Source organism: Pseudoxanthomonas sp. YR558 (assembly GCF_900116385.1).
In the GTDB taxonomy this organism is placed as follows: Bacteria; Pseudomonadota; Gammaproteobacteria; order Xanthomonadales; family Xanthomonadaceae; genus Pseudoxanthomonas_A.
On record NZ_FPCI01000001.1, the window covers coordinates 2,320,255 to 2,345,362 of the forward strand.

General features: G+C 68.3%; 21 protein-coding genes. 11 read left to right on the forward strand and 10 right to left on the reverse strand.

The annotated features are described in order from the left end of the window. Positions 1-8 precede the first annotated feature (8 nt). From yidC to BM365_RS10860, 3 genes are all read left to right on the forward strand, one after another. Positions 9-1,727, forward strand: a complete 1,719-nt coding sequence (gene yidC / locus BM365_RS10850; RefSeq protein ID WP_093489080.1) for a membrane protein insertase YidC — start codon at positions 9-11, stop codon at positions 1,725-1,727. Positions 1,728-1,818: 91 nt separating this feature from the next. Continuing rightward, positions 1,819-3,159, forward strand: a complete 1,341-nt coding sequence (gene mnmE / locus BM365_RS10855; protein WP_093489082.1) for a tRNA uridine-5-carboxymethylaminomethyl(34) synthesis GTPase MnmE — start codon at positions 1,819-1,821, stop codon at positions 3,157-3,159. Between the two features lie 248 nt (positions 3,160-3,407). Further along, positions 3,408-4,397, forward strand: coding sequence for an energy transducer TonB (locus BM365_RS10860; RefSeq protein WP_093489677.1), 990 nt, complete (start codon positions 3,408-3,410; stop codon positions 4,395-4,397). A gap of 115 nt (positions 4,398-4,512) precedes the next feature. Here the strand turns inward: BM365_RS10860 and BM365_RS10865 are convergent, their stop codons facing one another. From BM365_RS10865 to BM365_RS10880, 4 genes are all read right to left on the reverse strand, one after another. Next, entirely contained in the window at positions 4,513-5,694 is a 1,182-nt protein-coding gene (locus BM365_RS10865) for an ABC transporter permease (protein WP_093489084.1), read from the reverse strand. Beyond that, positions 5,691-6,437: an ABC transporter ATP-binding protein gene (locus BM365_RS10870; RefSeq protein WP_093489086.1), complete on the reverse strand. Its 747-nt coding sequence runs from the start codon at positions 6,435-6,437 to the stop codon at positions 5,691-5,693. The genes BM365_RS10865 and BM365_RS10870 overlap by 4 nt, the downstream gene beginning before the upstream one ends. A gap of 42 nt (positions 6,438-6,479) precedes the next feature. Further along, positions 6,480-7,988: an alpha/beta hydrolase gene (locus BM365_RS10875; RefSeq protein ID WP_093489088.1), complete on the reverse strand. Its 1,509-nt coding sequence runs from the start codon at positions 7,986-7,988 to the stop codon at positions 6,480-6,482. 83 nt (positions 7,989-8,071) lie between these two features. Continuing rightward, positions 8,072-8,824 (reverse strand): ferredoxin--NADP reductase, encoded by a 753-nt coding sequence (locus BM365_RS10880; protein WP_255412346.1) that lies wholly within the window; start codon positions 8,822-8,824, stop codon positions 8,072-8,074. Between the two features lie 100 nt (positions 8,825-8,924). Between BM365_RS10880 and BM365_RS10885 the strand changes: the two genes are divergently transcribed. The 5 genes from BM365_RS10885 (at position 8,925) to BM365_RS10905 (ending at position 13,101) form a co-directional block, all read left to right on the forward strand. After that, complete coding sequence (locus tag BM365_RS10885; RefSeq protein ID WP_093489090.1) at positions 8,925-9,893, forward strand: ABC transporter ATP-binding protein; 969 nt, start codon at positions 8,925-8,927, stop codon at positions 9,891-9,893. Beyond that, positions 9,890-10,660, forward strand: coding sequence for an ABC transporter permease (locus tag BM365_RS10890; protein ID WP_093489092.1), 771 nt, complete (start codon positions 9,890-9,892; stop codon positions 10,658-10,660). The genes BM365_RS10885 and BM365_RS10890 overlap by 4 nt, the downstream gene beginning before the upstream one ends. Then, positions 10,660-11,589 (forward strand): 2-dehydropantoate 2-reductase, encoded by a 930-nt coding sequence (gene panE / locus BM365_RS10895; RefSeq protein ID WP_093489094.1) that lies wholly within the window; start codon positions 10,660-10,662, stop codon positions 11,587-11,589. The genes BM365_RS10890 and panE overlap by 1 nt, the downstream gene beginning before the upstream one ends. Before the next feature lie 2 nt (positions 11,590-11,591). Next, positions 11,592-12,488: a Rossmann-fold NAD(P)-binding domain-containing protein gene (locus tag BM365_RS10900; protein WP_343124174.1), complete on the forward strand. Its 897-nt coding sequence runs from the start codon at positions 11,592-11,594 to the stop codon at positions 12,486-12,488. A gap of 97 nt (positions 12,489-12,585) precedes the next feature. Next, on the forward strand, positions 12,586-13,101 hold the full coding sequence (locus BM365_RS10905) for a hypothetical protein (protein ID WP_093489681.1): 516 nt from the start codon (positions 12,586-12,588) through the stop codon (positions 13,099-13,101). 12 nt (positions 13,102-13,113) lie between these two features. Here the strand turns inward: BM365_RS10905 and BM365_RS10910 are convergent, their stop codons facing one another. Next, positions 13,114-13,911, reverse strand: coding sequence for a TatD family hydrolase (locus BM365_RS10910; protein WP_093489098.1), 798 nt, complete (start codon positions 13,909-13,911; stop codon positions 13,114-13,116). Positions 13,912-14,084: 173 nt separating this feature from the next. On the opposite strand from BM365_RS10910, the gene hrpB reads away from it, so the two are divergent. Together hrpB and BM365_RS10920 are read left to right on the forward strand one after the other, a co-directional pair. Continuing rightward, positions 14,085-16,571 carry an ATP-dependent helicase HrpB gene (hrpB, locus tag BM365_RS10915; protein ID WP_175502088.1) on the forward strand — a complete coding sequence of 829 codons (2,487 nt, stop codon included), beginning with the start codon at positions 14,085-14,087 and terminating at the stop codon, positions 16,569-16,571. 105 nt (positions 16,572-16,676) lie between these two features. Continuing rightward, positions 16,677-17,054 (forward strand): hypothetical protein, encoded by a 378-nt coding sequence (locus BM365_RS10920; RefSeq protein ID WP_093489102.1) that lies wholly within the window; start codon positions 16,677-16,679, stop codon positions 17,052-17,054. A 3-nt stretch (positions 17,055-17,057) separates the two neighbouring features. Here BM365_RS10920 and BM365_RS10925 read toward each other — a convergent pair whose 3' ends face one another. Together BM365_RS10925 and BM365_RS10930 are read right to left on the reverse strand one after the other, a co-directional pair. Continuing rightward, entirely contained in the window at positions 17,058-17,594 is a 537-nt protein-coding gene (locus BM365_RS10925; protein ID WP_093489104.1) for a pseudouridine synthase, read from the reverse strand. Positions 17,595-17,653: 59 nt separating this feature from the next. After that, a complete protein-coding gene (locus BM365_RS10930; RefSeq protein ID WP_093489106.1) occupies positions 17,654-18,523 on the reverse strand; it encodes a class I SAM-dependent methyltransferase in 870 nt (289 codons plus the stop codon). Between the two features lie 145 nt (positions 18,524-18,668). Between BM365_RS10930 and BM365_RS10935 the strand changes: the two genes are divergently transcribed. Then, positions 18,669-19,697: an NADP-dependent oxidoreductase gene (locus BM365_RS10935; protein WP_093489108.1), complete on the forward strand. Its 1,029-nt coding sequence runs from the start codon at positions 18,669-18,671 to the stop codon at positions 19,695-19,697. Between the two features lie 10 nt (positions 19,698-19,707). On the opposite strand, the gene BM365_RS10940 is transcribed toward BM365_RS10935, so the two are convergent. The 3 genes from BM365_RS10940 to aceK form a co-directional block, all read right to left on the reverse strand. After that, a complete protein-coding gene (locus BM365_RS10940; RefSeq protein WP_093489110.1) occupies positions 19,708-20,613 on the reverse strand; it encodes a hypothetical protein in 906 nt (301 codons plus the stop codon). After that, positions 20,610-23,315 (reverse strand): bifunctional acetate--CoA ligase family protein/GNAT family N-acetyltransferase, encoded by a 2,706-nt coding sequence (locus tag BM365_RS10945; RefSeq protein WP_093489112.1) that lies wholly within the window; start codon positions 23,313-23,315, stop codon positions 20,610-20,612. Before BM365_RS10945 ends, BM365_RS10940 begins: the two co-directional genes overlap by 4 nt. Positions 23,316-23,382: 67 nt before the next feature. Beyond that, positions 23,383-25,092: a bifunctional isocitrate dehydrogenase kinase/phosphatase gene (aceK, locus tag BM365_RS10950; RefSeq protein WP_093489114.1), complete on the reverse strand. Its 1,710-nt coding sequence runs from the start codon at positions 25,090-25,092 to the stop codon at positions 23,383-23,385. Between the last annotated feature and the right edge of the window lie 16 nt (positions 25,093-25,108).

The following is a 25,108-nucleotide window of genomic DNA, read 5'->3' on the forward strand; positions in this document are numbered from 1 at the left end:
CCTGCCTGATGAACCAGACCCGTGTATTCCTGATCTTCGCCTGGCTGATGGTGGCGACCCTGTTGTGGTTCGAATGGAGCCGGGACAAGGCAGCGCCCGCACCGGCGGCCACGGTGGCCGCCCAAACCACGGGCACCTCGACCGGCAGCACGGTGCCTTCAGCGACCCCGGTCGCGGCGACGCCCGCCGGAACGGTACCGGCCGCACCGACGGAGGCGCCTGCGGTGGCCGGCGTCTCGCCTGCCGCTCGCTCCGCGGCCGCGCGCGTGACCCTCAGCAACGACGTCCTGCGCCTGGTGCTGGATGGTGGCAGCGTGCTGCAGGCCGACCTGTTGCATTACCCCGCCAGCAAGACCCCCGGCAGTGGCCCGGTGCGCTTGTTCAGCGATGATCCGCAGCATTACTACGTGGCGGAGAGCGGCTGGGTCAGCAGTGGCGGCAAGGCGCCCGACCATCATGCGTTCGTGCCGGAGAACGGGGCGGGCGAAGCGGTCCTGGCCCAGGGCAGCGACAGCATCAGCATGCCGTTCGTGTGGCAGGGCCCGGATGGTGTCACCATCCGCCGCACGTACACGCTCAAGCGCGCCAGCTACGAAGTCGAAGTCAGCGATCAGGTAGTCAACGCCGGCGCAGGCACGTGGCAAGGCACCGTCTACCGCCAGTTGTTGCGCACGCCGCCGCAAGTGAAGAGCGGCATGACGAATCCGGATTCCTTCAGCTTCAACGGCGCCACCTGGTGGGACGGCGGCTACCAGCGCCGCAAGTTCAACGAGGACTACCTGGAAGATGGCCGCGTCGACAAGCAGGTCAAGGACGGCTGGATCGCGATCCTCCAGCACCACTTCTTCAGTGCGTGGATCCCGCAGTCCACCGATACCACCACGATCTCGCTGGATACGCCGGCAGGCAACACGCAGGCATTGATCCGGGAAATGGGCCCTGGCGTGAACGTCGGTCCGGGGCAGCAGGCCACCACGACCGCACGTTTGTGGGTGGGCCCCAAGCTGGTCGACAAGATCAAGCAGACCAACGTCACCGGTCTGCACCGCGTGGTGGACTACAGCCAGTTCGCGATCTTCGATTTCATCGGCCAGGGCCTTTTCTTCATCCTCAACGGGCTGCACGGCTTCATCGGCAACTGGGGCTGGGCGATCATCGGCCTGGTGATCCTGGTGAAGCTGGCGCTGTATCCGTTGTCCGCCGCGCAGTACAAGAGCTTCGCCAAGATGCGCAAGTTCCAGCCGCGCATCCAGCAGTTGAAGGAACGCTACGGCGACGACAAGCAGAAGTTCCAGGTCGCCATGATGGAGCTGTACAAGAAGGAGAAGATCAACCCGATGGGCGGCTGCCTGCCGATCCTCGTGCAGATGCCGGTGTTCCTGGCGCTGTACTGGGTGCTGGTGGAGTCGGTCGAACTGCGCCAGGCGCCGTGGTTCGCCTGGATCCAGGACCTCACCGCGCGCGATCCGTACTTCATCCTGCCCGTGCTCAACATGCTGGTGATGTGGCTGACGCAGAAGCTGACGCCGGCGCCGGGCATGGATCCGATGCAGCAGAAGATGATGCAGTTCATGCCGCTGGTGTTCGGCGTGATGATGGCCTTCTTCCCCTCGGGTCTGGTGCTGTACTGGGTGACCAACGGTGCGCTCGGCCTGCTGCAGCAGTGGTGGATGACCAAGCGCCATGGCGAATCGGCCACGCCGCCGAAGACCGCCATCGCGAAGTAAGCCGCCGCAGCTCAGTAACCGCCACGAAGCCCGCCCTCCGGCGGGCTTCGTGTTTCCGCTACGCTAAAAGCCCGGGCCAACGCGATATCCCATGAACGCAGTGCAGGACACCATCGTCGCGATCGCCAGTGCGCCGGGTGCGGGCGGCGTCGGCATCGTGCGGTTGTCGGGTCCCGAAGCGCGTCGCATCGCGCAGACGATCTCAGCGCGCGCGCTGCAGCCGCGTCGCGCGCACCACGTCCGTTTCCTCGAAGCCGATGGCGCCGCCATCGATGATGGCATCGCGCTTTCCTTCCCTGCGCCCGCCAGCTTCACCGGAGAGGATGTCGTCGAATTGCAGGCGCATGGCAGTCCTGTCGTACTGCAGCAACTGGTGGCGCGCGCTTGTTCGCTCGGCGCCCGTGCAGCAAGGCCGGGCGAATTTTCCGAGCGCGCCTTCCTCAACGGGAAGTTGGATCTGGCGCAGGCAGAAGCCATCGCCGACCTGATCGCCGCTGCCGATACGCGCGCGGCCCGCGCGGCCCGACGCTCGCTCGACGGTGCGTTCTCGCAACGCGTCGACGCGTTGGGGGCGCACCTGCTGGCCCTGCGCGTGCATGTCGAAGCGGCCATTGATTTCGCCGACGAACCGCTCGATACGCTCGGCGGCGATCAGGTGCGCGCGCGCTTGTCCGTCGCGCGGGAAGGACTCGACGCGCTGATCGTCGACGCCGAGCGTGGGCGCAAGCTGCGCGATGGCGTGCATGCGGTGATCGTGGGTCCCCCCAACGCGGGCAAGAGCTCGCTGCTCAATGCGCTGGCAGGCAGCGATCGCGCCATCGTCACCGACGTCGCCGGCACCACGCGCGACACGCTGCGGGAGACGATCCGCCTGGATGGACTGGAATTGCACCTGGTAGATACCGCCGGACTGCGCGACGGCGGCGATGCGATCGAGCGCGAAGGCATGCGTCGCGCGCGCGCCGAACTGCAGCGCGCCGACGTGGCGCTGGTGGTGGTCGACGCGCGGGATCCGGGGGCCGGCCGCGCGGCCGTCGCCGATGACATTGCCGGCGTCCCTGCAGTGCTGTGGATCCACAACAAGGTGGACCTGCTGCCCGAGGCACCGCTGGACGACGTCATGACCGTGCACGTCTCGGCGGCGCGGGGCACCGGTCTCGAGGCGCTGCACCGGCGACTACGCGCGCTGGCGACCGGCCATGCGGCCGAGGGTGCCGAAGGCGAATTCTCCGCGCGCGCGCGCCATGTCGAAGCCCTGCACAGGGCGGCGGACCATGCCGGCAAGGCCCATCTGCACCTCCAGCACGAACACCTCGAGCTGACGGCAGAGGAGCTGCGGCTGGCGCACGATGCCCTGGGCGAGATCACGGGCCGGATCAGCGCCGACGACCTGCTGGGCCACGTGTTCTCCACGTTCTGCATCGGCAAGTAGCGCTCAAGCACCGAATCGCGATAAAAGTGTGACGCGCATCAAGTGTGGTCGGTGAGGCGCCGACGTACCCTGAGCATCGGGTAGGGGTACCCGAAACAGGCATCGCACCGCTCTCCCCTGGGCCTCCGGTCGGGAAGGAGGCCGGACCGCAGGCCAGCGCCACTCGATCCACCCCGGGGCCGTGCAGACACGGTGCTGGGGGATCGCCATCATTAGAAACGTTCTTTGGGGGAGTAGAAACGATGTCCTTGATCCGCATGACCGGGCGCCTGCGCTATGCCGCGCCGCTGTTGCTGGTCGTTGCTGTGGCCGCCTGCTCGAAGCAGGATGAAGCCGCAGCACCGGCCGCAACCACTGCCGCTACGCCTGCCGCTACGCCGCCCCCGCCGGCGGTGTCCGCCCAAGTCCAGGCCATGGATGCTGATGCCTTGCGCGAAGCGGCCACCAAGGCGCTGCGCGAAAACCGTATCTATGCCCCTGGCGGCGACAACGCGATGGAGTACTACCTCGCGCTGCGCGACAAACTCCCCAACGATCCGGGCGTCACCAGTGCCCTGACGGACCTGTTGCCCTACACGGTGATCGCCGCCGAACAGAGCATCGCGCGCGAGGAATTTCCCGAAGCGCAGCGGCTGGCCGCGATCATCGAGAAGGCCGATCCGAAGCAGCCGGCGTTGCCGCGTCTGCAGCAGAGCATCACCACGGCCCAACAGGCGGTCGCGCAGCGTGCCGTCACCGACGAAGCCGCCAAAACGAAGGCCGCTGAAGACGCGAAGCTGAAGGAGCAGCAGCGCCTGACCCAGCAAGCCGAGCAGCAGCGCGTCACCGAGGCCGCGGCCGCCCAGCAGCTCGCGCAGCAACAGGAAGCCGCGCGCGCAGAAGCCGCGCGCCAGGAGTCCGAGCGCCAGGCCGCCGCGCAGCGAGAGGCCGCCGAGCGCCAGGCTGCGGCAGCGCGTGCGGCAGCACCCGCGGCCGCACCGAGCCAGGCATTGCGCGCAGTCAGCACGCCTGCACCGCGCTATCCCACCGAAGCCCTGCGGTCCGGTACCCAGGGTGAGGTGCTGGTCGAGATCACCGTCGGTACGGATGGCTCGGTGACCAACGCGCGCGTCGTCCGCGCCACGCCCGCCCGCGTCTTCGATCGCGAAGCATTGAATGCCGTGCGCCGTTGGCGCTTCGAGCCACTGGATGCGCCGGTCACCACGCGCCGCACGATCGGCTTCAGCCCGGGCGGTTGATCCTCGCCTGACTAGAAACGGGAAACGCCGGCTCCACGCCGGCGTTTCCTTTTAGCGGGACCCGAAAGGGAACGGCCACCTCGCGGTGGCCGTTTGGACGAAACCGACACGGACATCATCCGGCGATCGCGAGTTTCTCCTGGTGGTAACGCCGGACCGCCGCGAACCACAGCAAGGCCGCCACGCCGAACGCAGCACCCACGTAGATCAGCCATGTCTGCGCGCTGATGTACTCATTGCGGATGACCTTCAGCAGCAGCTGGTTCTGCGCGAGGAACGGCACGGCGAACTGCCAGAGTTGGCTCTTCAGCGGGTTTGCCATCAATGCGAAGGTGGGGATCATCGGCAGCAGCATCAGCCAGGTCATGTGGCTCTGCGCCTCCTTCATGCTCTTGGCCGACGCCGCCAGGTACGTGAGCAGCGACGTACCGATGAACAGCATCGGGACCAGGATCAGCAGCATCTTGCCGATCGCCAGGAAGGACACGTTCAATTGCCGTCCCAGTGTGCCAGCGAACTGCGCGCTGAACTTGAAAGCGAGCAGGGTGAGCAGCAGGGTGGCCAGGCCGATCACGCACGCGGCGGCGATCTTGCCGCTGACGACCGCACTGCGTGGTGCGGGGGTCGCCAGCAAGGGCTCCAGCGACTGGCGTTCGCGCTCGCCGGCCGTTGCGTCGAGGATCAGGTAGGCGCCGCCGATGAAAGACGTCAGGATCAGCAGGTAGGGCAGCAGCACCGACAACAGCATGCCCTGCTTGGCCTCGGGCGTGGCCATGTCCTGCAAACCGATGTTGACCGGCCGCGCGACCGACGCATCCACACCGCGTGCGAGCAGGCGCAACGCACCGACTTGCTGGCTGTAGGCGTTCAGCGCCGCCTGCAAGCGTTGCGTCGGGATGTCCGCGTCACGACGCGTGCTGTCGCGGATGATCTCAACCAGCGCGGGACGACCGTTGCGCCAGTCTTCGGCATAGTCGGGGCTGATGCGCAGCGCGGCATCGATTTCCTGCGAGCGGATTGCCACATCCAGGTTCTGTGGCGCCGCTGCGGCGGTGATGCCGTTGGTGGCGAGGAACTTCACCAGGTTCGGCGCGTGCTCGGCGCCGACCATCGGGATCTCCAGCGTCTTGTCGACCTGGGTACGGATGCGGTTCTCGGTCAGGTAGCCCATGCCGAGCATCAGCGCCGGATACAGCAGCGGGCCGAGGAAAAGGGCCAGCGCCAGCGTGCGGCGATCGCGGGAGAGGTCGCGCAATTCCTTACGCATCACGGTGAAAACGGTACGGAACATGTTCATGCCACCAGGCCCTCCTCCGAACCGATCACTTTGACGAATGCATCCTCCAGGTTGTCCTCGCCCGCCTGCTCGCGCAGCTCGTCGGCGGTGCCGGCGGCGACCACCGTGCCCTTGGCGATGATGACGATGCGGTCGCAGAGCGCAGCGACCTCTTGCATGATGTGGCTGGAGAAGATCACGCAGCGGCCCTCGTCGCGCAGTTGGCGCAGGAAGCCGCGCATCGCGCGCGTGGTCATCACGTCCAGGCCGTTGGTAGGCTCATCGAGGATGACATTGCGCGGGTCGTGGACCAGCGCGCGGGCGATCGCGGTCTTGGTGCGCTGGCCCTGGCTGAAGCCCTCGGTCTGGCGGTCGAGGATGTCGCCCATGTCGAGTGCATCGGACAACGCTTGCGTGCGTGCCGCGATCTGCGCCGCCGACAGGCCGTGCAGTTCGCCGAAGTAGGCGATGTTCTCGCGCGCGGTCAGGCGCTTGTACACGCCGCGCGCGTCGGGCAGCACGCCGAGCGCGCGACGCACCGCGACCGGATCCTGCGTGGCGTCGATGCCGTCCACGGTCACCTGACCGCGGTCGGGCGACATCAGGGTGTACAGCATGCGCATGGTGGTGGTCTTGCCTGCGCCGTTCGGGCCGAGCAGGCCGGTGATCTGGCCGTCGCGGGCGGTGAAGCTGACGCCGTCCACCGCGGTGACGGTGCCGGTCTTCGTCTTGAAGGTCTTGTGGAGATCGTTGGCGATGATCATGAGGTCATGTCCATTGAGTTGGGCGGGCGCGCAGGGCGCGGCTCACGGCTCCCAGCCGTTGAAGCTGGTGAAGGGCGGCACGTAGTCGAGGCTGTCGAGGCACTTGGCATCCAGGCCCTTGGCGTCGGCCGTCTCGAGGAATCGGCCCAGCAACTTCGGCATGCAGCCCACGGCGAACGTGCCGTGGCCCTGGCCTTTCAGCACCAGGTGGCGGCCGTTCGACAGTGTGCGCAGCACCTGCTCGCCGTAGCGCGGCGGGGTCACCGGGTCCATTTCGCCGGACGTCACCAACGTCGGGATATCGGAGGTCCACGCGGTGTGGAAATCCGCCGGACGCGTGCCGGTCGGCCAGGCGCCGCATTGCGCCTTCAGGGTATCGCCGAGCGCGTTGCCCAGCACCGTGTCGCTGTCGGCGGGATCGTTCTTCAGCAAGTCCGCATCTTCGGCGCAGATCACCGAGAGCTGCATGCCGTGCATGAACTGGTCGCCGACCTGCGTTTCCAGCAGCTTGGCCAGCGACATTAACGAGCCGTAGCGGCCTTGCTGGGCTTCGTTCAACACCAGTGGCAGCAACGCCGCGCCCTGCGGGTAGTAGGAGTACATGCGGGTGATGCCTGCGACCGTGCCGGCGGTGACCTCGCCGGTGACCAGCTCGCCGGTGGACGGGTCGCGGTACTCGGTCTTCACCGGGGTGGTCGCCAGTCCGGTCATCAGGGTGCGTAGCTGGCCGCGCAGGTCGTCGCCGAAGCGCTGCTTGCAGGTCGCGTCCGCCTGGCAGCGCTGGAACTGCAGGGCCAGCGCGGCGTCCAGGTTGCGCGCATGTTCGCTGCCCAGCACGAGTTCGTTGGGCACCACGCCGTCGATCACCACGCTGCGCGTGCTGTCCGGATGGTGCATCGCGTACTGCTGGGCCACGCGCGTGCCGTACGAGCCGCCGACCAGGTTGATCTTCGCCACGCCCAGCGCCTTGCGCACGCTGTCCAGGTCGCGCACCGCATCGGTGGTGGTGTAGAAGCGCGGATCGGCCTGCAGCGATGTGGCGCAGGCGCGGGCGAATTCGACCGCCGACGCTTCGCTCATGTCCTCGGCATCGCCGTAGGCATTGCGGCCTTCATCGTCCTTGCAGGACAGCGGGTTCGACTTGCCGGTGCCGCGCTGGTCCACCAGCACGATGTGGCGCGACTTGCGCACTTCGCGAAAGGCGCCATCGATGGCGGGCCAGACCTGCACGGCCGACTGGCCGGGGCCGCCGGCGAGGAAGAACACCGGGTCCTCGGTCGCTGCGCCTTCGTTGGTGGCCGGCAGCCAGGCGATGTTGAGCGCGACCTTGCGGCCCTCCGGCTTGGCCGGATCCTCGGCCACCTCGTACGTCGTGCATTGTGCTTCGACGTTGGTGGTCAGGTAGGGCGCGGTCAGTGTGCAGGGCTTGAACGAGAGCTCACCGTAGTGGCGGACGGCCTGCTGGTCGGGGCCCGGGGCCGCGCCGTTACAACCAGCGAGTATCAAGGCGCCCAAGGCCGGCGCGAGTGTTCGACGAAACTGGAATTCCATGTATCTGTCCCGTTGTAGGCTGGTTCCAGCATGCCATGACGGGGCAGAGGGACGGATGTGACCGAAGGCCGATGCGTCCGGTGCTATTTGCTGCTGACGTACTTCTCGCGCCGGATCTGCGGGATCGGCAGGCCGTGTTCCTTCAGCGCGTCGAAGCAGGCATCCACCATATTGGGGTTGCCGCAGAGGTAAGCGATGTCGCGCGCGGGATCGGGTACGAACTCGGCCAGTTGCTGCTGCACGTAGCCCTGGCGCACGTCGGCATGCGGATCGGGGGGCAGTTCGCGCGAGAAGCAGGGCACGAAGCGGAAACCGGGATGCGTATCGGCGAAGGCGCGGAAATCATCGCCGTACAGCAGTTCGCCCGGCGTGCGTGCGCCCTGCAGCAGGACCACCTCCACGCCGCGTTCGGCCATCAGCGCATCCAGCTGCGGCAGCATCGCCCGGTACGGGGTCACGCCCGTGCCGGTGGCGATCAGCAGGTAGCGCCGGTTCTGGTCGCCGGGCATCAGGCAGAAGCGGCCGAACGGACCGCTCGCCTCCACGTGGCCGCCCTCCGGCAGGCCTTCGAACAACGCCGTCGCCGCGCCGCCGGGTACGTAGCTGACCGCGATCTCCACGGCTTCGCCCGGGCCCATCGCATGGTCGTGGATCGTCGCCAGCGAGTAGCTGCGCTTGGTCGCCGTGCCGTCGGCGTAGCTGAAATGCACCTGGATGAACTGGCCGGGGATGAAGTCCAGTGGCTGCCCGTCGTCGCGGACGAAGCTGTAGTGGCCCACGCTGGGCGCCAGCATGCGGCGTCCGACGAGCTTCAACGGGAAATGCGCGATCGCCAAGGCGGCTGGAACACTGTGTGGCCCGGGGCGGCCCCGGCGGGACGCCTATAATAAGCGCTCGCACTCCCACCGCGCCCCTGCGGCGCACCGCAAGGCTCCCATGGCGTCTCCTCCTGCGGCATCGTCCGCTGCTCCCGCGCTGGCCATCACCGACCTGCGCAAGGTCTACGACACCGGCGTCCAGGCCCTCAAGGGCGTCTCGCTGCAGGTCGAACCCGGCGACTTCTTCGCCTTGCTGGGCCCGAACGGCGCCGGCAAGTCCACCCTGATCGGCATCGTCAGCTCGCTGGTCAACAAGAGCAGCGGACAGGTCGGCGTGTTCGGCGTGGACATCGACCGGGACCGCGACGGCGCGATGCGCCTGCTCGGCCTGGTGCCGCAGGAAATCAACTTCAACATGTTCGAGAAGCCGCTCGACATCTGCGTGAACTACGCGGGCTTCTACGGCATCCCGCGCGCCGAAGCGCTGGTGCGGGCCGAGGAGGAACTCAAGCGCGCCCAGCTGTGGGAGAAGGCGCACGTCATGAGCCGCACGTTGTCCGGCGGCATGAAGCGCCGGCTGATGATCGCCCGCGCCATGATGACCCGGCCGAAGCTGCTGATCCTGGACGAGCCCACCGCCGGCGTGGACATCGAAATCCGCCGCGGCATGTGGAAGACGCTGAAGGACATCAACGCCGCCGGCACCACGATCATCTTGACCACGCATTACCTGGAAGAGGCCGAGAGCCTCTGCCGCAACCTCGCCATCATCGACCACGGCGTGATCGTCGAGCAGGGCCCGATGCGCGCGCTGCTGGCCAAGTTGGACGTGGAAGGCTTCCTGTTCGACATCGACGGCGAACTGCCCGCGCAGCTGCCGGTGATCGAGGGCACCACGCTGGTCGCCACCGACGCGCACACACTGGACCTGGACATGCCGCGCGCGATGGACCTCAACCGCGTGTTCGCCGCGCTCAACGACGCCGGCATCCGCGTGCGTTCGATGCGCACCAAGAGCAACCGCCTCGAGGAGCTGTTCGTGCGCATGACCGGCAATGGCGATGGCGCCAAGGAGAAGGCGGCATGAGTTCCCCGAACATGGTCGCGCTGGGCACGATCGTCCGCCGCGAAGTCGCCCGCATCCTGCGCATCTGGGGCCAGACCCTGGTGCCGCCGGCCATCACCATGACGCTGTACTTCCTGATCTTCGGCGGCCTGATCGGCCGCCAGATTGGCGACATGGGCGGCTACACGTACATGGAGTTCATCGTGCCGGGCCTGGTGATGATGAGCATCATCCAGAACAGTTACGGCAACATCTCCTCCTCGTTCTTCGGCGCCAAGTTCGGCCGCCACGTCGAGGAACTGCTGGTCAGCCCGATGCCGAACTGGGTGATCCTGCTCGGTTACGTGGCCGGCGCGGTGCTGCGCGGGCTGATGGTCGGCGCCATCGTGCTGGTGATCGCCATGTTTTTCACCAAAGTGCGCATCCCGCATCCGCTGGTGACCATCACCACGGTGCTGCTGGGCGCGACGATCTTTTCGCTGGCCGGTTTCGTCAACGCGGCGTATGCGAAGAAGTTCGACGACATCGCCATTGTGCCGACCTTCATCCTCACCCCGCTGACCTACCTGGGCGGCGTGTTCTATTCGGTGACGCTGCTGCCGCCCTGGGCGGAAGCGCTGACCCACGCGAACCCGATCTTCTACATGGTCAACGCGTTCCGCTACGGCTTGCTCGGCACCAGCGACGTGCCGCTGTGGATCGCTTATGCGCTGATGCTGGCATTCGCGTTCGGCCTGGCCGCGCTTGGCCTGTGGCTGCTGAAGAAGGGCGTGGGGCTGCGCAGCTGATGCGCCTGCTCGTGCTCGGCGCCGGCGGCACCGGTGGTTATTTCGGCGGCCGGTTGGCGCAGGCGGGGATCGACGTCAGCTTCCTGGTGCGACCTGCGCGCGCGGCGCTGCTGCGCGAACGCGGTCTGCGCATCCGCAGCCCGCTGGGCGATGCGGATGTGCCCGCCCAGGTCATCACTGCGGATGAACTCCGAGATGCCGCGCCGTTCGATCTGGTCCTGTTGAGCTGCAAGGCCTACGACCTCGAGAGCGCCATGGAGGCCATCGCATCGGCGGTCGATGCAGGTGCCCGCGTGCTGCCGCTGCTCAACGGCCTGCGCCACTACGAACCGCTCGACGCGCGCTTCGGCTTCGACAACGTGCTCGGCGGGCTGTGCTTCATCAGCGCCACGCTGGGCGCAGACGGCGAAATCCTGCACCTCGGCAAACCCGCATCGATGACCTTCGGCGAACGCGACGGGCAGGCCTCGGATGGCCGCCTGCAGGCGCTCGCCGCCGCGTGCGCGCAGGCCGGCGTCGATTGCCTGTACACGTCGGACATTGCGCAGGCGCAGTGGACGAAGTACAGCTTCCTCACCGCGCTCGCCGCCGGCACCTGCCTGATGCGCGCGCCGATCGGCACGATCGTGGCGGGCGAGGGCGGCACGGCGTTCATGGGCGCGTTGCACGAAGAATGCCTGGCGGTCGCCGCCGCATCGGGCCAGCCGGTGCCGCCGCCTGCACGGGCATCGGCACGCGAGACGCTGACGACCGCTGGCTCGCCCATGAAGGCGTCGATGCTGCGCGATCTGGAAGCCGGCCAGCGCGTCGAAGCCGCGCACATCGTCGGCGACATGCTCCATCGCGCCATCGCACAGGGTATCGACGCGCCGCGGCTGCAGGCCGCGTGGATCTCGCTGCAGGCCTACGAGCAGCAACGGAACGCATGAACATGTCCGAGCCGCCGCCGTGGCTGCGGCGGATGGTCGTGCTGGGCATGGGCTACACCGGCACGCGTTTCGTGCAGCGCCTGCGCGCGCTGGGCGTGGACTGCGTCGGTACTACGCGGACGCCCGATCCTTCGGATGCCTCGCGTCGCCGTTTCGAGGGCGGCGCGCCGGTCGATGCGGTCCTGCTCGCGGCCTTGGCGAACGCCGACGCAGTACTCGGTTCGATGCCGCCGGAGGCGGACGGCGACCCCGCGCTGCCGTTGCTCGCCGATGCGCTGGCTTCGAACGATCGGTTGCGCTGGTTGGGTTATCTCTCTTCCACCGGTGTCTATGCGGACCGGCAGGGCGGCATCGTCGATGCCTCGTCCATCGCCGATGGCAGCGACGACGCGGCGCGTTCGCGACTGCGTGCCGAAGCGCAGTGGCAGGCGCTGGCGCACCGGCGCGACATCGCATGTGGTGTGTTCCGGCTCGCGGGTCTCTACGGTCCCGGGCGCAACGCGCTGCGCCAGCTCGCCAACGGCGAGGCGCGGCACGTGGTGAAGCCTGGGCTGGTGTTCAACCGCATCCATGTCGAAGACGCATGCGACGCGCTCATCGCTTCGCTGTGGCATACCCGCGCGCCTGATGCGATCTACCTGCTCGCCGATGGGCTGCCGGCACCGCCGCAGGATGTGCTCGCCTTTGCCGCCGACCTCAGCGGCCTGCCATTGCCGCCGGCGGAGCCATACGATGCCGCGCGCGCCTCGCCCGCACGACAGCGCTTCTACGGTGCGAGCAAGCGCATCGATCCACGGCAGACGCAGGAAGCGCTGCACTGGCGGCCTCGCCACGCGGACTACCGGGAGGGGCTGATGGCCCTGTGGCAGGCCGGCGAAGGACGCGCGGACGCCGGTTGAGCCGACCGCGCGCCGCGCAGGCGACGCGTCGGCGGGCTTTCACGCCGCCCTGACGCCGCCTGCCTCCATGCTTCGCCACCTCCACGGTGGCGACGTCATGAAGCACCTGCACCTGCTCTTCCTTGCCGGCCACGTGGCCATCATCGTCCTGTTCGCCTGCGCGGCGACGGCGCTGGTCTTTCTGGCGGCGGCCGAGCTTTGGCATGGCGTCGTGATGGCCCAGGATGACGCCGGTCTGCGCGGACGCTTTGACAGCGTCCTGGAAAGCATCGGGATGCTCACCATCGGACTGGTGGCGCTGGAGCTGGCGCAGACGGTCTTCGAGGAAGAGGTGCAGCGCGACGTGAAGGTCAGCGGACCCACGCGTGTACGCCGCTACCTGTCGCGCTTCCTGGTGGTCATCGTCATCGCGCTATCGATCGAAACGCTGGTGGCCACTTTCGAACTGATGCACGAGGACCCGCGCCAGTTGCCCTACGTCGCCGCCATCGGCGGATCGGCTGCGCTGCTGCTGCTCGCATGGGGCGGGTTCGTGCGGCTCAATCGCAGCGCCGAGGAGCTCGAGCCGGAAGCCATGCAGCAGGCCAAGTCCGAAGACAGCAAGGTCAAGTGAGCGCCGCCGACCTCAACCGGCGTCCGGCAACCGGAAGAACGCGCGCGCCGTCGCCGTCGTGGCGGCGGCGGTGACCTCGATGTCCTCGCCGCGGTCGCGCGCCAGCTCGGCCACGATGTGGGCCAGGTACATCGGCTCGTTGCGGCGGTGCGAAGGCTGCGGCTTCACCGTGCGCGGCAGCAGGTAGGGCGCGTCGGTCTCGATCATCAACCGGTTCGCCGGGATGTTCTTCACCAGCTCGCGCAGGTGCAGGCCGCGGCGTTCGTCGCAGAGCCAGCCGGTGATGCCGATATGCCAGTCCTGGTCCAGGCAGTCGAAGAGTTCCTTCTTCGTGCCGGTGAAGCAGTGCACGACGGCCGGGCCGAGCTGGCCGTCGAAGTTCTTCATCATCGCCACGAAGTCGTCGTGCGCGTCGCGCTGGTGCAGGAACAGCGGCTTGCGGGTGTCCACCGCGATCTGCAACTGCCGCTCGAACGCCTTGCGCTGCGCCGGCCGCGGCGAGAAATCGCGGAAGTAATCCAGTCCGCATTCGCCCACCGCGACGACCTCCGCATGCGCATGCAGCGCGCGCATCTCGGCGTCGCATTCGTCGGTGTACTCGGTGGCGTGGTGCGGATGCACGCCTGCCGTGGCGAACAGCTCGCCCGGATGCGCCTGCGCCAGGCGCAGCGCCGTCGGTGAATGCTCGCGGCTGGCGCCGGTGACCACCTGCTGCACCACGCCGGCTGCGCGCGCGCGCTGGAGTACCGCGTTGCGGTCGTGGTCGAAGCTTTCGTGGGTGAGGTTGGCGCCGATGTCGATGAGATCCATGGCCGCATTCTAAGCCTTGGTGCCCGCTGTTGTAGGAGCGACGTAAGTCGCGACCGCAAGAATGAAAGGTCCGCATCCATCGGAAGTCTCCCTAGACGGCAGTTGATCTGGCCGTGCGGTCGCGACTTACGTCGCTCCTACAGAAGCACCACAGGCTTTATCCTTTGCGCCGCATGCCGTCGCCGACGTTCCCGATCACCCCACTGCTGCCGGACATCGTCCGCAGCCTGTCCGACCATCCGCGCCTGGTGCTGGAAGCCCCGCCCGGTGCGGGCAAGACCACGCAGGTGCCGCTGGCGCTGCTGGACGAACCGTGGCTGCAGGGCCGCAAGATCGTGATGCTGGAACCCCGCCGCGTGGCGGCACGCGCGGCGGCCGGCTTCATGGCGAAGCAGCGGGGCGAAGCGGTCGGCGACACGATCGGCTATCGCATCCGGTTCGAGAACAAGATCGGGCCGGACACGCGGATCGAAGTGGTCACCGAAGGCATTCTGACCCGGATGATCCAGGACGATCCGATGCTGGAGAGCGTCGGCGCGATCCTGTTCGACGAATTCCACGAACGCCACCTGGCGGGCGACCTCGGCCTGGCGCTGGCGCTGGACGTGCAGGCGCAACTGCGCGAGGACCTGCGCATCGTCGTGATGTCCGCCACGCTCGACGGCGAGAAGCTGGCGCGGTTCCTCGATGCGCCACGGCTGAGCAGCGAAGGCCGCGGCTTCCCGGTGCAGGTCGCGCACTTCCCCGCGCGCCGGGACGAGCCCACCGACGTGCAGGCGCGCCGCGCCATCGAACAGGCCGTGCAGGCGCATCCCGGCGACGTGCTGGTGTTCCTGCCTGGGCAGCGCGAGATCGCGCGCGTGGCGACGATGCTGGCGGATGCACTGCCGCAGGACATCGTCGTCCTCGCCCTGCACGGCGAATTGCCGGTGGAGAAACAGTCCGAAGCACTGCAGCCGGATCCGCAGGGCCGACGCCGCGTTGTGCTGGCGACCAACGTGGCCGAATCGTCGGTGACGCTGCCCGGCGTGCGCGTGGTGGTCGACAGCGGGCTGGCGCGCGAGCCTTCGTACGATCCGAACAGCGGGTTCTCGCGGCTGGAAGTAACGACCATCTCGCAGGCCTCCGCCGACCAGCGCGCCGGCCGCGCGGGTCGCGTGGCCGAAGGGTGGGCCTATCGCCTGTGGCCGCAGTCGCAGCGGCTGGATCCGCAGCGGCGGCCCGAGATCGCGCTGGTCGAACTCGGTGCGCTGGCGCTGGAACTGGCCGCGTGGGGCAGCGACGACCTGCGCTTCGTGGATGCCCCGCCGCCCGGCGCGATGAATGCCGCGCGTGACCTGTTGCGCCGCCTTGGCGCACTGACGGCGACGAACGCCATCACGCCGTTGGGCAAGCGCATGCTCGCGCTCGGCACGCATCCGCGGCTCGCGGCGATGTTGCTATCGGCGGGCGAGGGCGAGGACCGCGCGCTGGCCTGCGACCTCGCCGCGCTGGTCGAAGCGCGCGATCCGCTGCGGATGGGCGGCGATGCGCTGGCCGCGCGCTGGCGGGCGCTGGCGGCGTTCCGCAGCGGCCGCGCACCGCAGGAGGCGAATCGTTCCGGTCTTGCTGCTATCGAAGCCGCCGCGAAGCAGTGGCGCCGCCGCGTGCGCGAAAATGCATCGCCGCCATCTTCCGTTGAAGCGCATCGCCTGGGCGACGTGCTGATGCATGCATTCCCGGATCGCATCGGTTTCCAGCATCCGCAGGACGCACGTCGCTATCTGCTGGCGAACGGGCGCAGCGCACGGCTGTTCGACGACAGCGCGCTGGTCGGTGAGCCGTGGATCGTGGTCAGCGAGCTTCGCCACGAAGCGCGCGACGCGCTCGTGCAGCGGGCCGCGCCGCTGGACGAACGGCGCCTGCGACGCGACTTCGCCGATCGCTTCGTCACCGAGGACACCATCCGCTGGGATGCGTCGCGGCGCGCGCTGTCGGCACAGCGCGAATCGCGCTTCGACCAGATCGTGTTCGACGCGCGGCCCGCCGGCCGCGTGGATCCCGTGCTCGCCGCCGCCGCGCTGACCGATGCGGTGCGCGACCTCGGTCTGGACGCGTTGCCGTGGCCCGAATCGCTGCAGCAATGGCGCGAGCGCGTGCGCTGCCTGCGCGAGTGGATGCCCGACCTCGGCCTGCCCGACCTGTCCGACGACGCGTTGATGGCGACGCTCGACACCTGGTTGAAGCCCGCCTTCGCCGGCAAGACGCGGCTGGATGCGCTGGGCGAGGACGACCTGGCGAACGCGCTGAAGTCCGGCCTCGACTGGTCGCTGCGCCAGCGGATCGATGCGCTGGCGCCCACGCGGATCACCGTGCCGTCGGGCATGGAACGCCGCATCGAGTATGCGCATGGCCAGCCGCCGGTGCTGGCGGTGAAGCTGCAGGAGTTGTTCGGCCTGGCCGATACCCCGCGCGTGGCCGACGGCCGCGTGCCCGTCCTGCTGCATTTGCTGTCGCCGGGCGGCAAACCGCTGCAGGTGACCTCCGACCTGCGCAACTTCTGGAACTCGACCTATGCCGAGGTGAAGAAGGAGATGAAGGGGCGGTATCCGAAGCATCCGTGGCCGGATGATCCGTGGAGCGCCCAGGCCACCCATCGGGCGAAGCCGCGCGGCACCTGACGAAGTCGTTCAGCCCGCGGCCAGCGCCGCGCCGACGAACTAACACCCCGTAAACATCCTCGACCGGACACTGGCGACCTACCCACCTCTTCAGGGAAGGCCCCCATGAGCAAGCTGACCACCATCACCGACCGCGCACTGGAACTCGCCAGCCAGGCGGGCAGCAGCATCAAGCATGCGGTTCCGGGCGCGGACAAGCTGCTGCAGACCGGCGCCGCCCTGGGCGTGGCCAAGACCGGCGGCAAGCTCGCGGTGAACTTCGTCAAGCGCAACCCGGCCGTCGCCGTCGCGGCCGGCATCGGCGTGGGACTGTTGGCCCTGGTTGCTTACCGCAAGCGCAAGCGCGATGAGGCCAACGCGCCAATCGAAGGCAAGTCGCGCCGCGTGGAAGCGCGCAAGGTCAACGGCAACGGATCGTCAGCGCGCAAGACCGGCGCGCCGCGCCGTCCGCGCAGCACCGCATCGCGTTCCGCCGACACCTGATCGTTACAGCGCCCGCCACGTGCCGGGCGCAAGGTCGTCGAGCCGTACATCGCCCATCGCCGCGCGCACCAGCCGCAGCGTGGGCAGGCCGACCGCGGCGGTCATGCGGCGCACCTGACGGTTGCGGCCCTCGGTGATCGTCAGCGCCAGCCACGCATCCGGCACGGTCTTGCGGAAGCGCACCGGCGGATCGCGTTCCCATAGCGCGGGGGCCGTCGCGAGCTGCTCGACCTTCGCGGGCAGCGTCGGTCCATCGTTCAATACCACGCCTCGCCGCAGCTGCTCGAGCTGCGCGTCCGTCGGCGTGCCTTCCACTTGCACCCAGTAGGTCTTCGGCTGCTTGTGGCGCGGATCGGTCAGGCGGTTCGCCAGTGCGCCATCGTCGGTGAGCAACAACAGGCCTTCACTGTCGTAGTCGAGACGGCCCGCGGCGTACACGCGCGGCGGCAAGCCGAACGCCGCCAACGTCCGCCGCGGCGGATCGCTGCGGTCGGTGAACTGGCAGAGCACGTTGAACGGCTTGTTGAAGGCGATGAGCATCGGCGAAGACGACAACGCCGCCGCGACCCGGCAGGCCGCGACGGCGCGTGCGTTCCGGCTTACTTGGCGGCCGGCTTGATGAAGCGCAGCGTCATGCGGTCGCTCTCGCCGATGGCCTGGTACTTAGCGCGGTCCGCTTCCGGATGGTCGTTGGTCGGCGGCAGCGTCCACACGCCGTTCGGATGGTCCTTGGTGTCCTTCGGGTTGGCGTTGACGTCGCTCTTGCCCGCCAGCTGGAAACCGGCGGCGGTGGCCAGCGCGATCACCTGCGCTTCGCCGACATAGCCGGTGTCATCGTCGGCCGGCACATCGGCCTTCGCGCGATGCTCCACCACGCCCAGCACGCCGCCGGGTTTCAGCACTTCGTAGAAGCCCTTGAACATGCCTTCGGCCTGGCCGGCCTTGCGCCAGTTGTGCACGTTGCGGAACGTCAGCACCACGTCGGCCGAACCCGCGGCACCGAACACCGGCGCAGCCGGGTCGTACTTCACGGTCGCGGCCTTGTCGAACTGCGCCGGGCCGTCGGTGAACTTCTTCTGCAGGTTGTCCACGCCGCGCTGGTAGTAGTTGCGGCTCTTCTCGGCCACGGCGACGGGATCGACGACGGCGGCCACGTACTTGCCCTTCGCCTTCAGGTACGGCGCCAGCACCTCGGAATACCAGCCGCCGCCGGGCGTGATTTCCACGACAGTCTGCGACGGCGTGACGCCGAAGAACGACAGGGTTTCCTTCGGATGGCGGTATGCATCGCGTGCGACGTTCTTCGGATCGCGCCAGTCGCCTTTCAGCGCGGCATCCAGTGCGGCGACATCGGCGGCGGGCAGCGCCTTCGCTGCAGCGTCGGTCTTCGCCGGCGACGCGGCGAACAAGGCGGGCGATGCGGCGAGTGCGGCCACGAGTGCCAGGGACAGCGGAATACGGGTCGTCATGCGTCAGCCCTCCAGAAAGGTGCGCGGAGCCTAGCACGCGACATGTTCAGGCGGCATGGCGGTCGTCGCAGCACGGGCACGCTTCACCGCATGCCCCATCGTCGTCGTTAGACTGGGGCGTATCGGCACCTCCGGAGTCATCGCCATGACGCGCCACGACGCCACGCAGAACACCCGCATCGTGCTGGCATCGCGGCCGCGCGGCGAACCGACCGCCGACGATTTCCGCCTTGAGCAGATGCCGGTGCCCGAGCCTGCGGACGGCCAGGTACTGTTGCGCAATCGCTATCTGTCGCTGGACCCGTACATGCGAGGGCGCATGAATGCCGGACGTTCGTATGCCAAGCCGGTGGAGATCGGCGAGGTGATGGACGGCGGCACGGTGTCGGAAGTGATCGCCTCGCGCCACCCGGATCTGCAGCCCGGCGACCTCGTGCTCGCGCATGGCGGGTGGCAGACCCATGCCGCCGCGCAGGGCGGCACGCTGAAGCGCAAGCTGGATGCGCGCGTCGCGCCGCTGACCACCGCGCTCGGCGTGTACGGCATGCCGGGCTTCACCGCGTACGTCGGCCTGCACGAGATCGGCAAACCACAAGCCGGCGAAACCGTCGTGGTCGCCGCAGCCAGTGGTCCGGTCGGGGCGACGGTCGGTCAGATCGCGAAGCTGCAGGGCGCGCGCGCCGTCGGCATCGCGGGCGGCGAAGCCAAGCGGGCGTATCTGCGCGACGAACTCGGCTTCGACGTCGCGCTGGATCATCGCGCGCCGGATTTCGCCGACCAGCTGCGGGCCGCCTGTCCGAAGGGCATCGACGTGTATTTCGAGAACGTCGGTGGCGCGGTCTTCGATGCGGTGCTGCCGCTGCTCAACGATTTCGCGCGCATCCCGGTATGCGGCCTGGTCGCGCATTACAACGACACCGCCTTGCCGCCCGGGCCGGATCGCATGGCGCTGCTGATGGGCCAGATCCTGTCCCGGCACCTAACCGTGCGCGGCTTCATCCAGTACGACTTCATCGCGCTGTACCCGCAGTTCCTGCGCGACATGGGTGCCTGGCTCACCGACGGCAAGATCCGTTACCGCGAGGACCTGGTGGAAGGCCTGGAGAACGCACCGCGCGCGCTGATCGGCCTGCTGCGCGGCGAGAACTTCGGCAAGGTGGTGGTGAAGCTCTGAGCACTGCGGCTCAGCGCTCGATGCCGTGCTCGGCTTCGTAATCCTGCATCTTCGCGATAGCGTCCAGCAGATAGGCGTACCAGGCCTTCTCGATCTCCTCGATCGGCCCGATCAGGCGTTCGAAGTCGTGCGTGGAGGCGCCCAGGGCGAGCAACTGTTTGTAAGCGCTGGCGTACGTCCCGTCCCGGTGGTGGAACAGGAAGTGCGAGAGACTCCAGTAGTGCAGGTAGTACAGATTGACGTGCTGGTCGATGCCCGGGCCGCGGCCTTCCACCAGTTCCCGCAATGGGATGAAACGCACGGCCGCGACGTCGGCGTCGAGGCTCCCCGTGAGCTTCATGCGCGACAGCCACCAGATCGGATAGGTGTCGGGATCGCTGCGACCCGGTGTGAGCACGCCGTTCTCAAGCCAGCTCGCGCCCAGATAGCCTGCGATGCCTTCGTTGGCCCACGCGGGCAACCGCCAGCCGGCGACTTCGGTGTTCAGCTGGTGCACGGCCTCGTGCAGCATCCAGTGGTACGGGTTCGCGCTGCCGCTCCCGTAATACGCGTAGCAGGCGGGCCGCAGGTAATAGGCTTCGGCCCATGGCCGGCTGCGGTTGTTGCGCGCGAACTCGTCCGCGTCGCGGTAGAGCACCAGGATCAGCGGCGTGGTCGACGGCGCGACATGGTCCGCGAACAGCGACAGGTAGGCGGTATGCAGGCTTTCCGCGGCGGCGGCGATCTCCTGGGTCTGCGCAGGGGTCGCCGTGCTGTGCACGCGGTAGTGCGCGGTCTGCAGGAGGCGCGCGTCGTCCGGGATCGATGCCTTGGGCACGGAAGTACGCTTCGTGGGCGCGGCCTTCCACGCGATGACGCCGGCGACCGAAGCTGTCAGCGCCAGTGACGTCGCGACCAGCACGGTGCGACGCTTCATGCGGAGGGCGGCACCGGCAGGCTGACGTTCATCAGCGTGGGGTCGTCCGGGTCCAGCTTCACGGTGAAGCCCAGGCTTTCGCACATCGCGAGCATGGTGCGGTTCTCGCGCAGTACCTGGCCTTCGATCAGCTTCAGGCCCTGCCATTGCGCGTACTCGATCATGATCTGCATCAGCTTCCAGCCGATGCCATGGCCCTTGAGGTCCGAGCGCACCAGAATGCCGTACTCGCCCTTCTCGTAGTTCGCGTCGGCATGCAGGCGTACCGCGCCCAGCATCTCGTGGGTTCCCGGATGTACCGCGACCAGCGCGATCGAGCGCGCGTAGTCGAGCTGGGTCAGCCGCGCGATGAATTCGTGGCTGAAATGACGCACCGACTGGAAGAAGCGCAGGCGCAGGTCTTCGTCGGTGATGTGGGTGAAGAACTCGCGGAACATCGCGTCGTCTTCCGGCCGCACCGGGCGGACCAGCGCAGGCTGGCCGTCCGCCAGCTCGATGGTCCGTTCCCACTCCGTCGGATACGGGAAGATCGCGAAGCGCGGATGGCCGCGGCCCTTGTGCAATGCGCGGCCGCGCGCGACGGCGATGCGCGCGTCCACCGCCACCACGCCGTCGCGGTCGGCCAGCAGCGGGTTGATGTCGAGCTGCTGGATCTCCGGGATATCGGCCGCGAGCTGCGCCAGCTTCACCAGCACCAGCGCGACGGCGCGTTCGTCGGCCGCCGGCACGTCGCGGTAGGCCTTCAGCACGCGCGACACACGGGTGCGTGCGATCAGTTCGTGCGCCAGGCGCAGGTCCAGCGGCGGCAGGGCGACGGCCTGGTCGTTGATGACTTCCACGGCCGTGCCGCCACGGCCGAACGCGATCACCGGGCCGAACACCGGATCGTCGGCGATGCCGGCGATCAGTTCGCGCGCCTTCGGGCGCAGCACCGTCGGTTGCACCAGCACGCCTTCGATACGCGCCTCGGGACGCCGTTCGCGCGCGCGCTGCAGGATGCCGGCAGCGGCTTCGCGCACGGCGTGCGCGTTCGGCAGGTTGAGGCGCACGCCATCCACGTCCGACTTGTGCGGGATATCGGGCGAAAGGATCTTCACCGCCACCGTCCTGCCTTCGGCGAGCAGCGGGGCCGCGATGCGCGCGGCGTCCTCGGCGTCGGTCGCGCGCCAGAGCGGCGCCATCGGAATGCCGTAGGCGGCGAGCAGCTGCGTGGTGGCCAGCGGATCCAGCCAGGTCTGGCCGGCGTCCAGTGCGGTGTCCACCAGCGCGCGCGCCATCGCCACGTCGGGACTGAAGTCTTCCGGCAGGCTCGGCGGCGTCTCCATCAACGCCGCCTGTACTTCGCGATGGCGGACCAGGTGCATGAAGCCGGCGACCGCATCGGACTCATTGGGATAGCGCGGCACGTGCGCGGCATCGAGCACGGCTTCGGCCTGCGGATCGTTGCCCAGCCATACGGTGAACACCGGCTTGCGCGACGCGGCCGCGGCGCCACTGCCCAGCACGCCGACCACCGCATCGGCCGCCTCCGCGGAAGACGACAACACGGTGGGCACGTTGACGGCCAGCAGTGCATCGTTCTCGGGGTCGGCCAGCAGCGCTTCGATCGTCGCCGCATAGCGTTCGGCATCGATATCGGTCAGGAGGTCCACCGGATTCGTGCGCGACCAGCCGACCGGCAGGATGCGATCCAGCGCATCGCGCGTGGCATCGGACAGCGTGGCCAGCGTGCCGCCCTGTTCGTACAGGTGATCGACCGACAGCGCACCCACGCCACCGCCGTTGGTGAGGATGGCGAGCCGCCGTCCCTGGAACGGGCGGACCTGACCCAGCGTGCGTGCGGCGGCGAACAGTTCGTGCAATGAACGTACGCGCAGCAGGCCGGCGCGCCGGAAGGCCGCGCCGTACACCGCGTTGGGTTTGGCGAGGTTCTGCGTATGCGTGCTGCCGGCGGGCGTGACCTTGGCGTTGCGGCTGTGGCCGGACTTCACCACGACCACGGGCTTGGTGCGCGCGGCCGCACGCGCGGCGGACATGAACTTGCGCGCGTCGCGGATCGCTTCCACGTACAGCAGGATCGCGCGCGTGCGGTGGTCGGTGGCGAAGTAGTCCAGCAGGTCGGCGAAATCGACGTCCAGCGCATCGCCCAGCGACACGACGGCGGAGAAGCCGACCGGTTGGCTCATGCTCCATTCCACCAGGCCGCCGGAAATCGCACCGGATTGCGAAATCAGCGCGAGGTCGCCGGCCTTCGGGAAACGACTCGCCAGGCTGGCATTAAGGCGTGCATGCGGCGCGATCACGCCCAGGCAATTCGGGCCCAACACGCGCAAGCCCTTCTCGCGCGTCAGCGCTTCCAGTTGCGCGGCCGGCGAACCGGGGCCGCTGCCCATCGCCGCGGTGAGCACGACCACGGCAGCCGCGCCTTTCTCCGCGGCTTCGGCGGCCAGCTGCGGCACCGTTGCCGCGGGCGTGGCGATCACGACCAGGTCGGGCGTCCATGGCAGATCGCGCAGATGGCGCACCGTCGCCACGCCGTCCATCGGCGACGGATGCTTATTGACCAGGCCGATGGGACCGGCGAAGCCGGCGTTGAGCAGGTTCTCCACCACCGCGCGGCCCACCGAGCGCGGACGCGACTGGCTGCCGACCACGGCGACGGCGCGTGGGCGGAAGATCGAGTCGAGGCGGTAGGTGCTCATGGCGGGAAGGCGGTCTCCACGTGGCGGCTAGGGTAACGCGCCGCCTGTTGCAGGGGCATGCGCACGGTCACGCGAGCTTGAGCGTGTCCGGGTAAGGCGGAGTATCCGGATAGTCGCCCGCCGCGAGGTGCGACTGAAGGTCGCGCCACCAGCCAGGCTGGAACAGCGCGCCATGCGCCACCTTCAGCGCCTTCGCCTGCGGCTCGGGCAGGCCGAGGAACTGCGGGAAGCGCTCCGGGAACACATCGCCGGCGTCTACATGGAACCACGGCGCATCGGCCATCTGTTCTTCGTAGTTCTCCGCCTGCGGCCAGTCGCGGAACTGGCAGTTGGTGACCAGCCGAAGTTCGTCGTAGTCGTAGAAGACCACGCGTCCGTGCCGGGACACGCCGAAGTTCTTCAGCAGCATGTCGCCGGGGAAGATGTTGTTGCGCGCCATGTCCTTGATGGCCTGCCCGTAGTCGAGCGCGGCGGCGCGGACGGCCTCGGGCTTCTGCTCGCGCAGGTAGAGGTTGAGCGGCCGCAACCGGCGCTGCACGTAGCACAGCGCGATGACGAGGTCGTCGCCGTCTTCGCTGATGCTCTGCGCGCAGCTCTCGCGCAATTCCTGCAGCAAGGCCGGCGCGAACCGTGCACGCGGAAAGCGCAGGAAGCGGAATGCCTGCGTGTCCAGCAGCCGGCCGACGCGATCCAGGTGAAAGACGAGGTCGTACTTGTCTTCCACGTCCTGCCGGCTCATCGCCTTCGGATAGGCGAACCGGTCGCGGATCACCTTGAACACCAGCGGGTAGCTGGGCAGGGTGAACACCGCCATCACCATGCCGGGCGTGCCTTCCGCATGCACCAGCCGTTCGTCCGGATGCGCGGCGAAATGGTGGAAGAACGTGCGGTAGCGCTCGGTCTTGCCCTGCTTGGCGCGGCCGAGCACCGTGTAGATCTCGTCGATCGGCTTGCCCGGCAACAACGACCGCAGGAACACGACCGCATCGCCGACCGTCGCCAGGTCCGCGTGGAAATAACTACGCGAGGTACCGAACAGGTGCGCCACGTCGGCACGATGGGTCAGCACGGCTTCCGCCCTCAGCTGGCCGCCGTCGTTCACCAGCGCGATCACGCAGGGCGAGAACCGGTGTTCGCCGAACACCCGGCCGACCAGATAGGCGCGCCGCTCGCGGTAGAACACCGTGTCCAGCAGCTCGATGCCGCGCACCGGCTGCGCGCCCCAGTGCGCCAGATCGTCCTGCAACCGCACCGCGATCGCCGCGGCGCACCGGGTGCGGTGCGCATACGGCACGTCGAAGCCGTAGTCCGCCAGCACGCGCACGAAGGTGTCGGTGGGCCGATGCTCGGTAACCGCATAACTGTGGCGCGCGACGGGGTGGGTGATCGCGTCGGTGGGTTCCACATCGAGCGCGACGAACTCCAGCGCCGGGTCCACGCCGCGGATGCGCAGGAAGCGGCGGCTCAGCGTGTTGTAGAAGGTCTTGTAGAGCTCGCGGTCGAGCTGGCCGGCGACCAGCACCTCGAACGCGTCGCGCGCGGCGATCCACAGCGCCCGGTCGTGCGCCCGTCCGAGCAGCGCCGACTGCAGGCGCAGGGCGCATTCGGCGATGCACTGGTCGTACAGCGCGATGCGTTCGACGGCATCGTGGCGCGCCGCGGCCCAGTCCTGCGTCTCGAACCGGATCTTCGCGCGCCGGGTGATCTCGGCGAAGCGCGCGTGGTAATCCGCGAAGGCATCGTGGATCAGGCGGGCGATGGCATCGGCGGGGACCATGCGCGCGATGTTAGCC

Bases quoted from the DNA above. Each gene is read 5' to 3' on its own strand.
- yidC (WP_093489080.1), top strand. From the start codon at position 9: ATGAACCAGACCCGTGTATTCCTGATCTTCGCCTGGCTGATGGTGGCG.
- mnmE (WP_093489082.1), top strand. From the start codon at position 1,819: ATGAACGCAGTGCAGGACACCATCGTCGCGATCGCCAGTGCGCCGGGT.
- BM365_RS10865 (WP_093489084.1), bottom strand. From the start codon at position 5,694: ATGAACATGTTCCGTACCGTTTTCACCGTGATGCGTAAGGAATTGCGC.
- BM365_RS10870 (WP_093489086.1), bottom strand. From the start codon at position 6,437: ATGATCATCGCCAACGATCTCCACAAGACCTTCAAGACGAAGACCGGC.
- BM365_RS10875 (WP_093489088.1), bottom strand. From the start codon at position 7,988: ATGGAATTCCAGTTTCGTCGAACACTCGCGCCGGCCTTGGGCGCCTTG.
- BM365_RS10885 (WP_093489090.1), top strand. From the start codon at position 8,925: ATGGCGTCTCCTCCTGCGGCATCGTCCGCTGCTCCCGCGCTGGCCATC.
- BM365_RS10890 (WP_093489092.1), top strand. From the start codon at position 9,890: ATGAGTTCCCCGAACATGGTCGCGCTGGGCACGATCGTCCGCCGCGAA.
- panE (WP_093489094.1), top strand. From the start codon at position 10,660: ATGCGCCTGCTCGTGCTCGGCGCCGGCGGCACCGGTGGTTATTTCGGC.
- BM365_RS10900 (WP_343124174.1), top strand. From the start codon at position 11,592: ATGTCCGAGCCGCCGCCGTGGCTGCGGCGGATGGTCGTGCTGGGCATG.
- BM365_RS10905 (WP_093489681.1), top strand. From the start codon at position 12,586: ATGAAGCACCTGCACCTGCTCTTCCTTGCCGGCCACGTGGCCATCATC.
- BM365_RS10910 (WP_093489098.1), bottom strand. From the start codon at position 13,911: ATGGATCTCATCGACATCGGCGCCAACCTCACCCACGAAAGCTTCGAC.
- hrpB (WP_175502088.1), top strand. From the start codon at position 14,085: ATGCCGTCGCCGACGTTCCCGATCACCCCACTGCTGCCGGACATCGTC.
- BM365_RS10920 (WP_093489102.1), top strand. From the start codon at position 16,677: ATGAGCAAGCTGACCACCATCACCGACCGCGCACTGGAACTCGCCAGC.
- BM365_RS10925 (WP_093489104.1), bottom strand. From the start codon at position 17,594: ATGCTCATCGCCTTCAACAAGCCGTTCAACGTGCTCTGCCAGTTCACC.
- BM365_RS10930 (WP_093489106.1), bottom strand. From the start codon at position 18,523: ATGACGACCCGTATTCCGCTGTCCCTGGCACTCGTGGCCGCACTCGCC.
- BM365_RS10935 (WP_093489108.1), top strand. From the start codon at position 18,669: ATGACGCGCCACGACGCCACGCAGAACACCCGCATCGTGCTGGCATCG.
- BM365_RS10940 (WP_093489110.1), bottom strand. From the start codon at position 20,613: ATGAAGCGTCGCACCGTGCTGGTCGCGACGTCACTGGCGCTGACAGCT.
- BM365_RS10945 (WP_093489112.1), bottom strand. From the start codon at position 23,315: ATGAGCACCTACCGCCTCGACTCGATCTTCCGCCCACGCGCCGTCGCC.
- aceK (WP_093489114.1), bottom strand. From the start codon at position 25,092: ATGGTCCCCGCCGATGCCATCGCCCGCCTGATCCACGATGCCTTCGCG.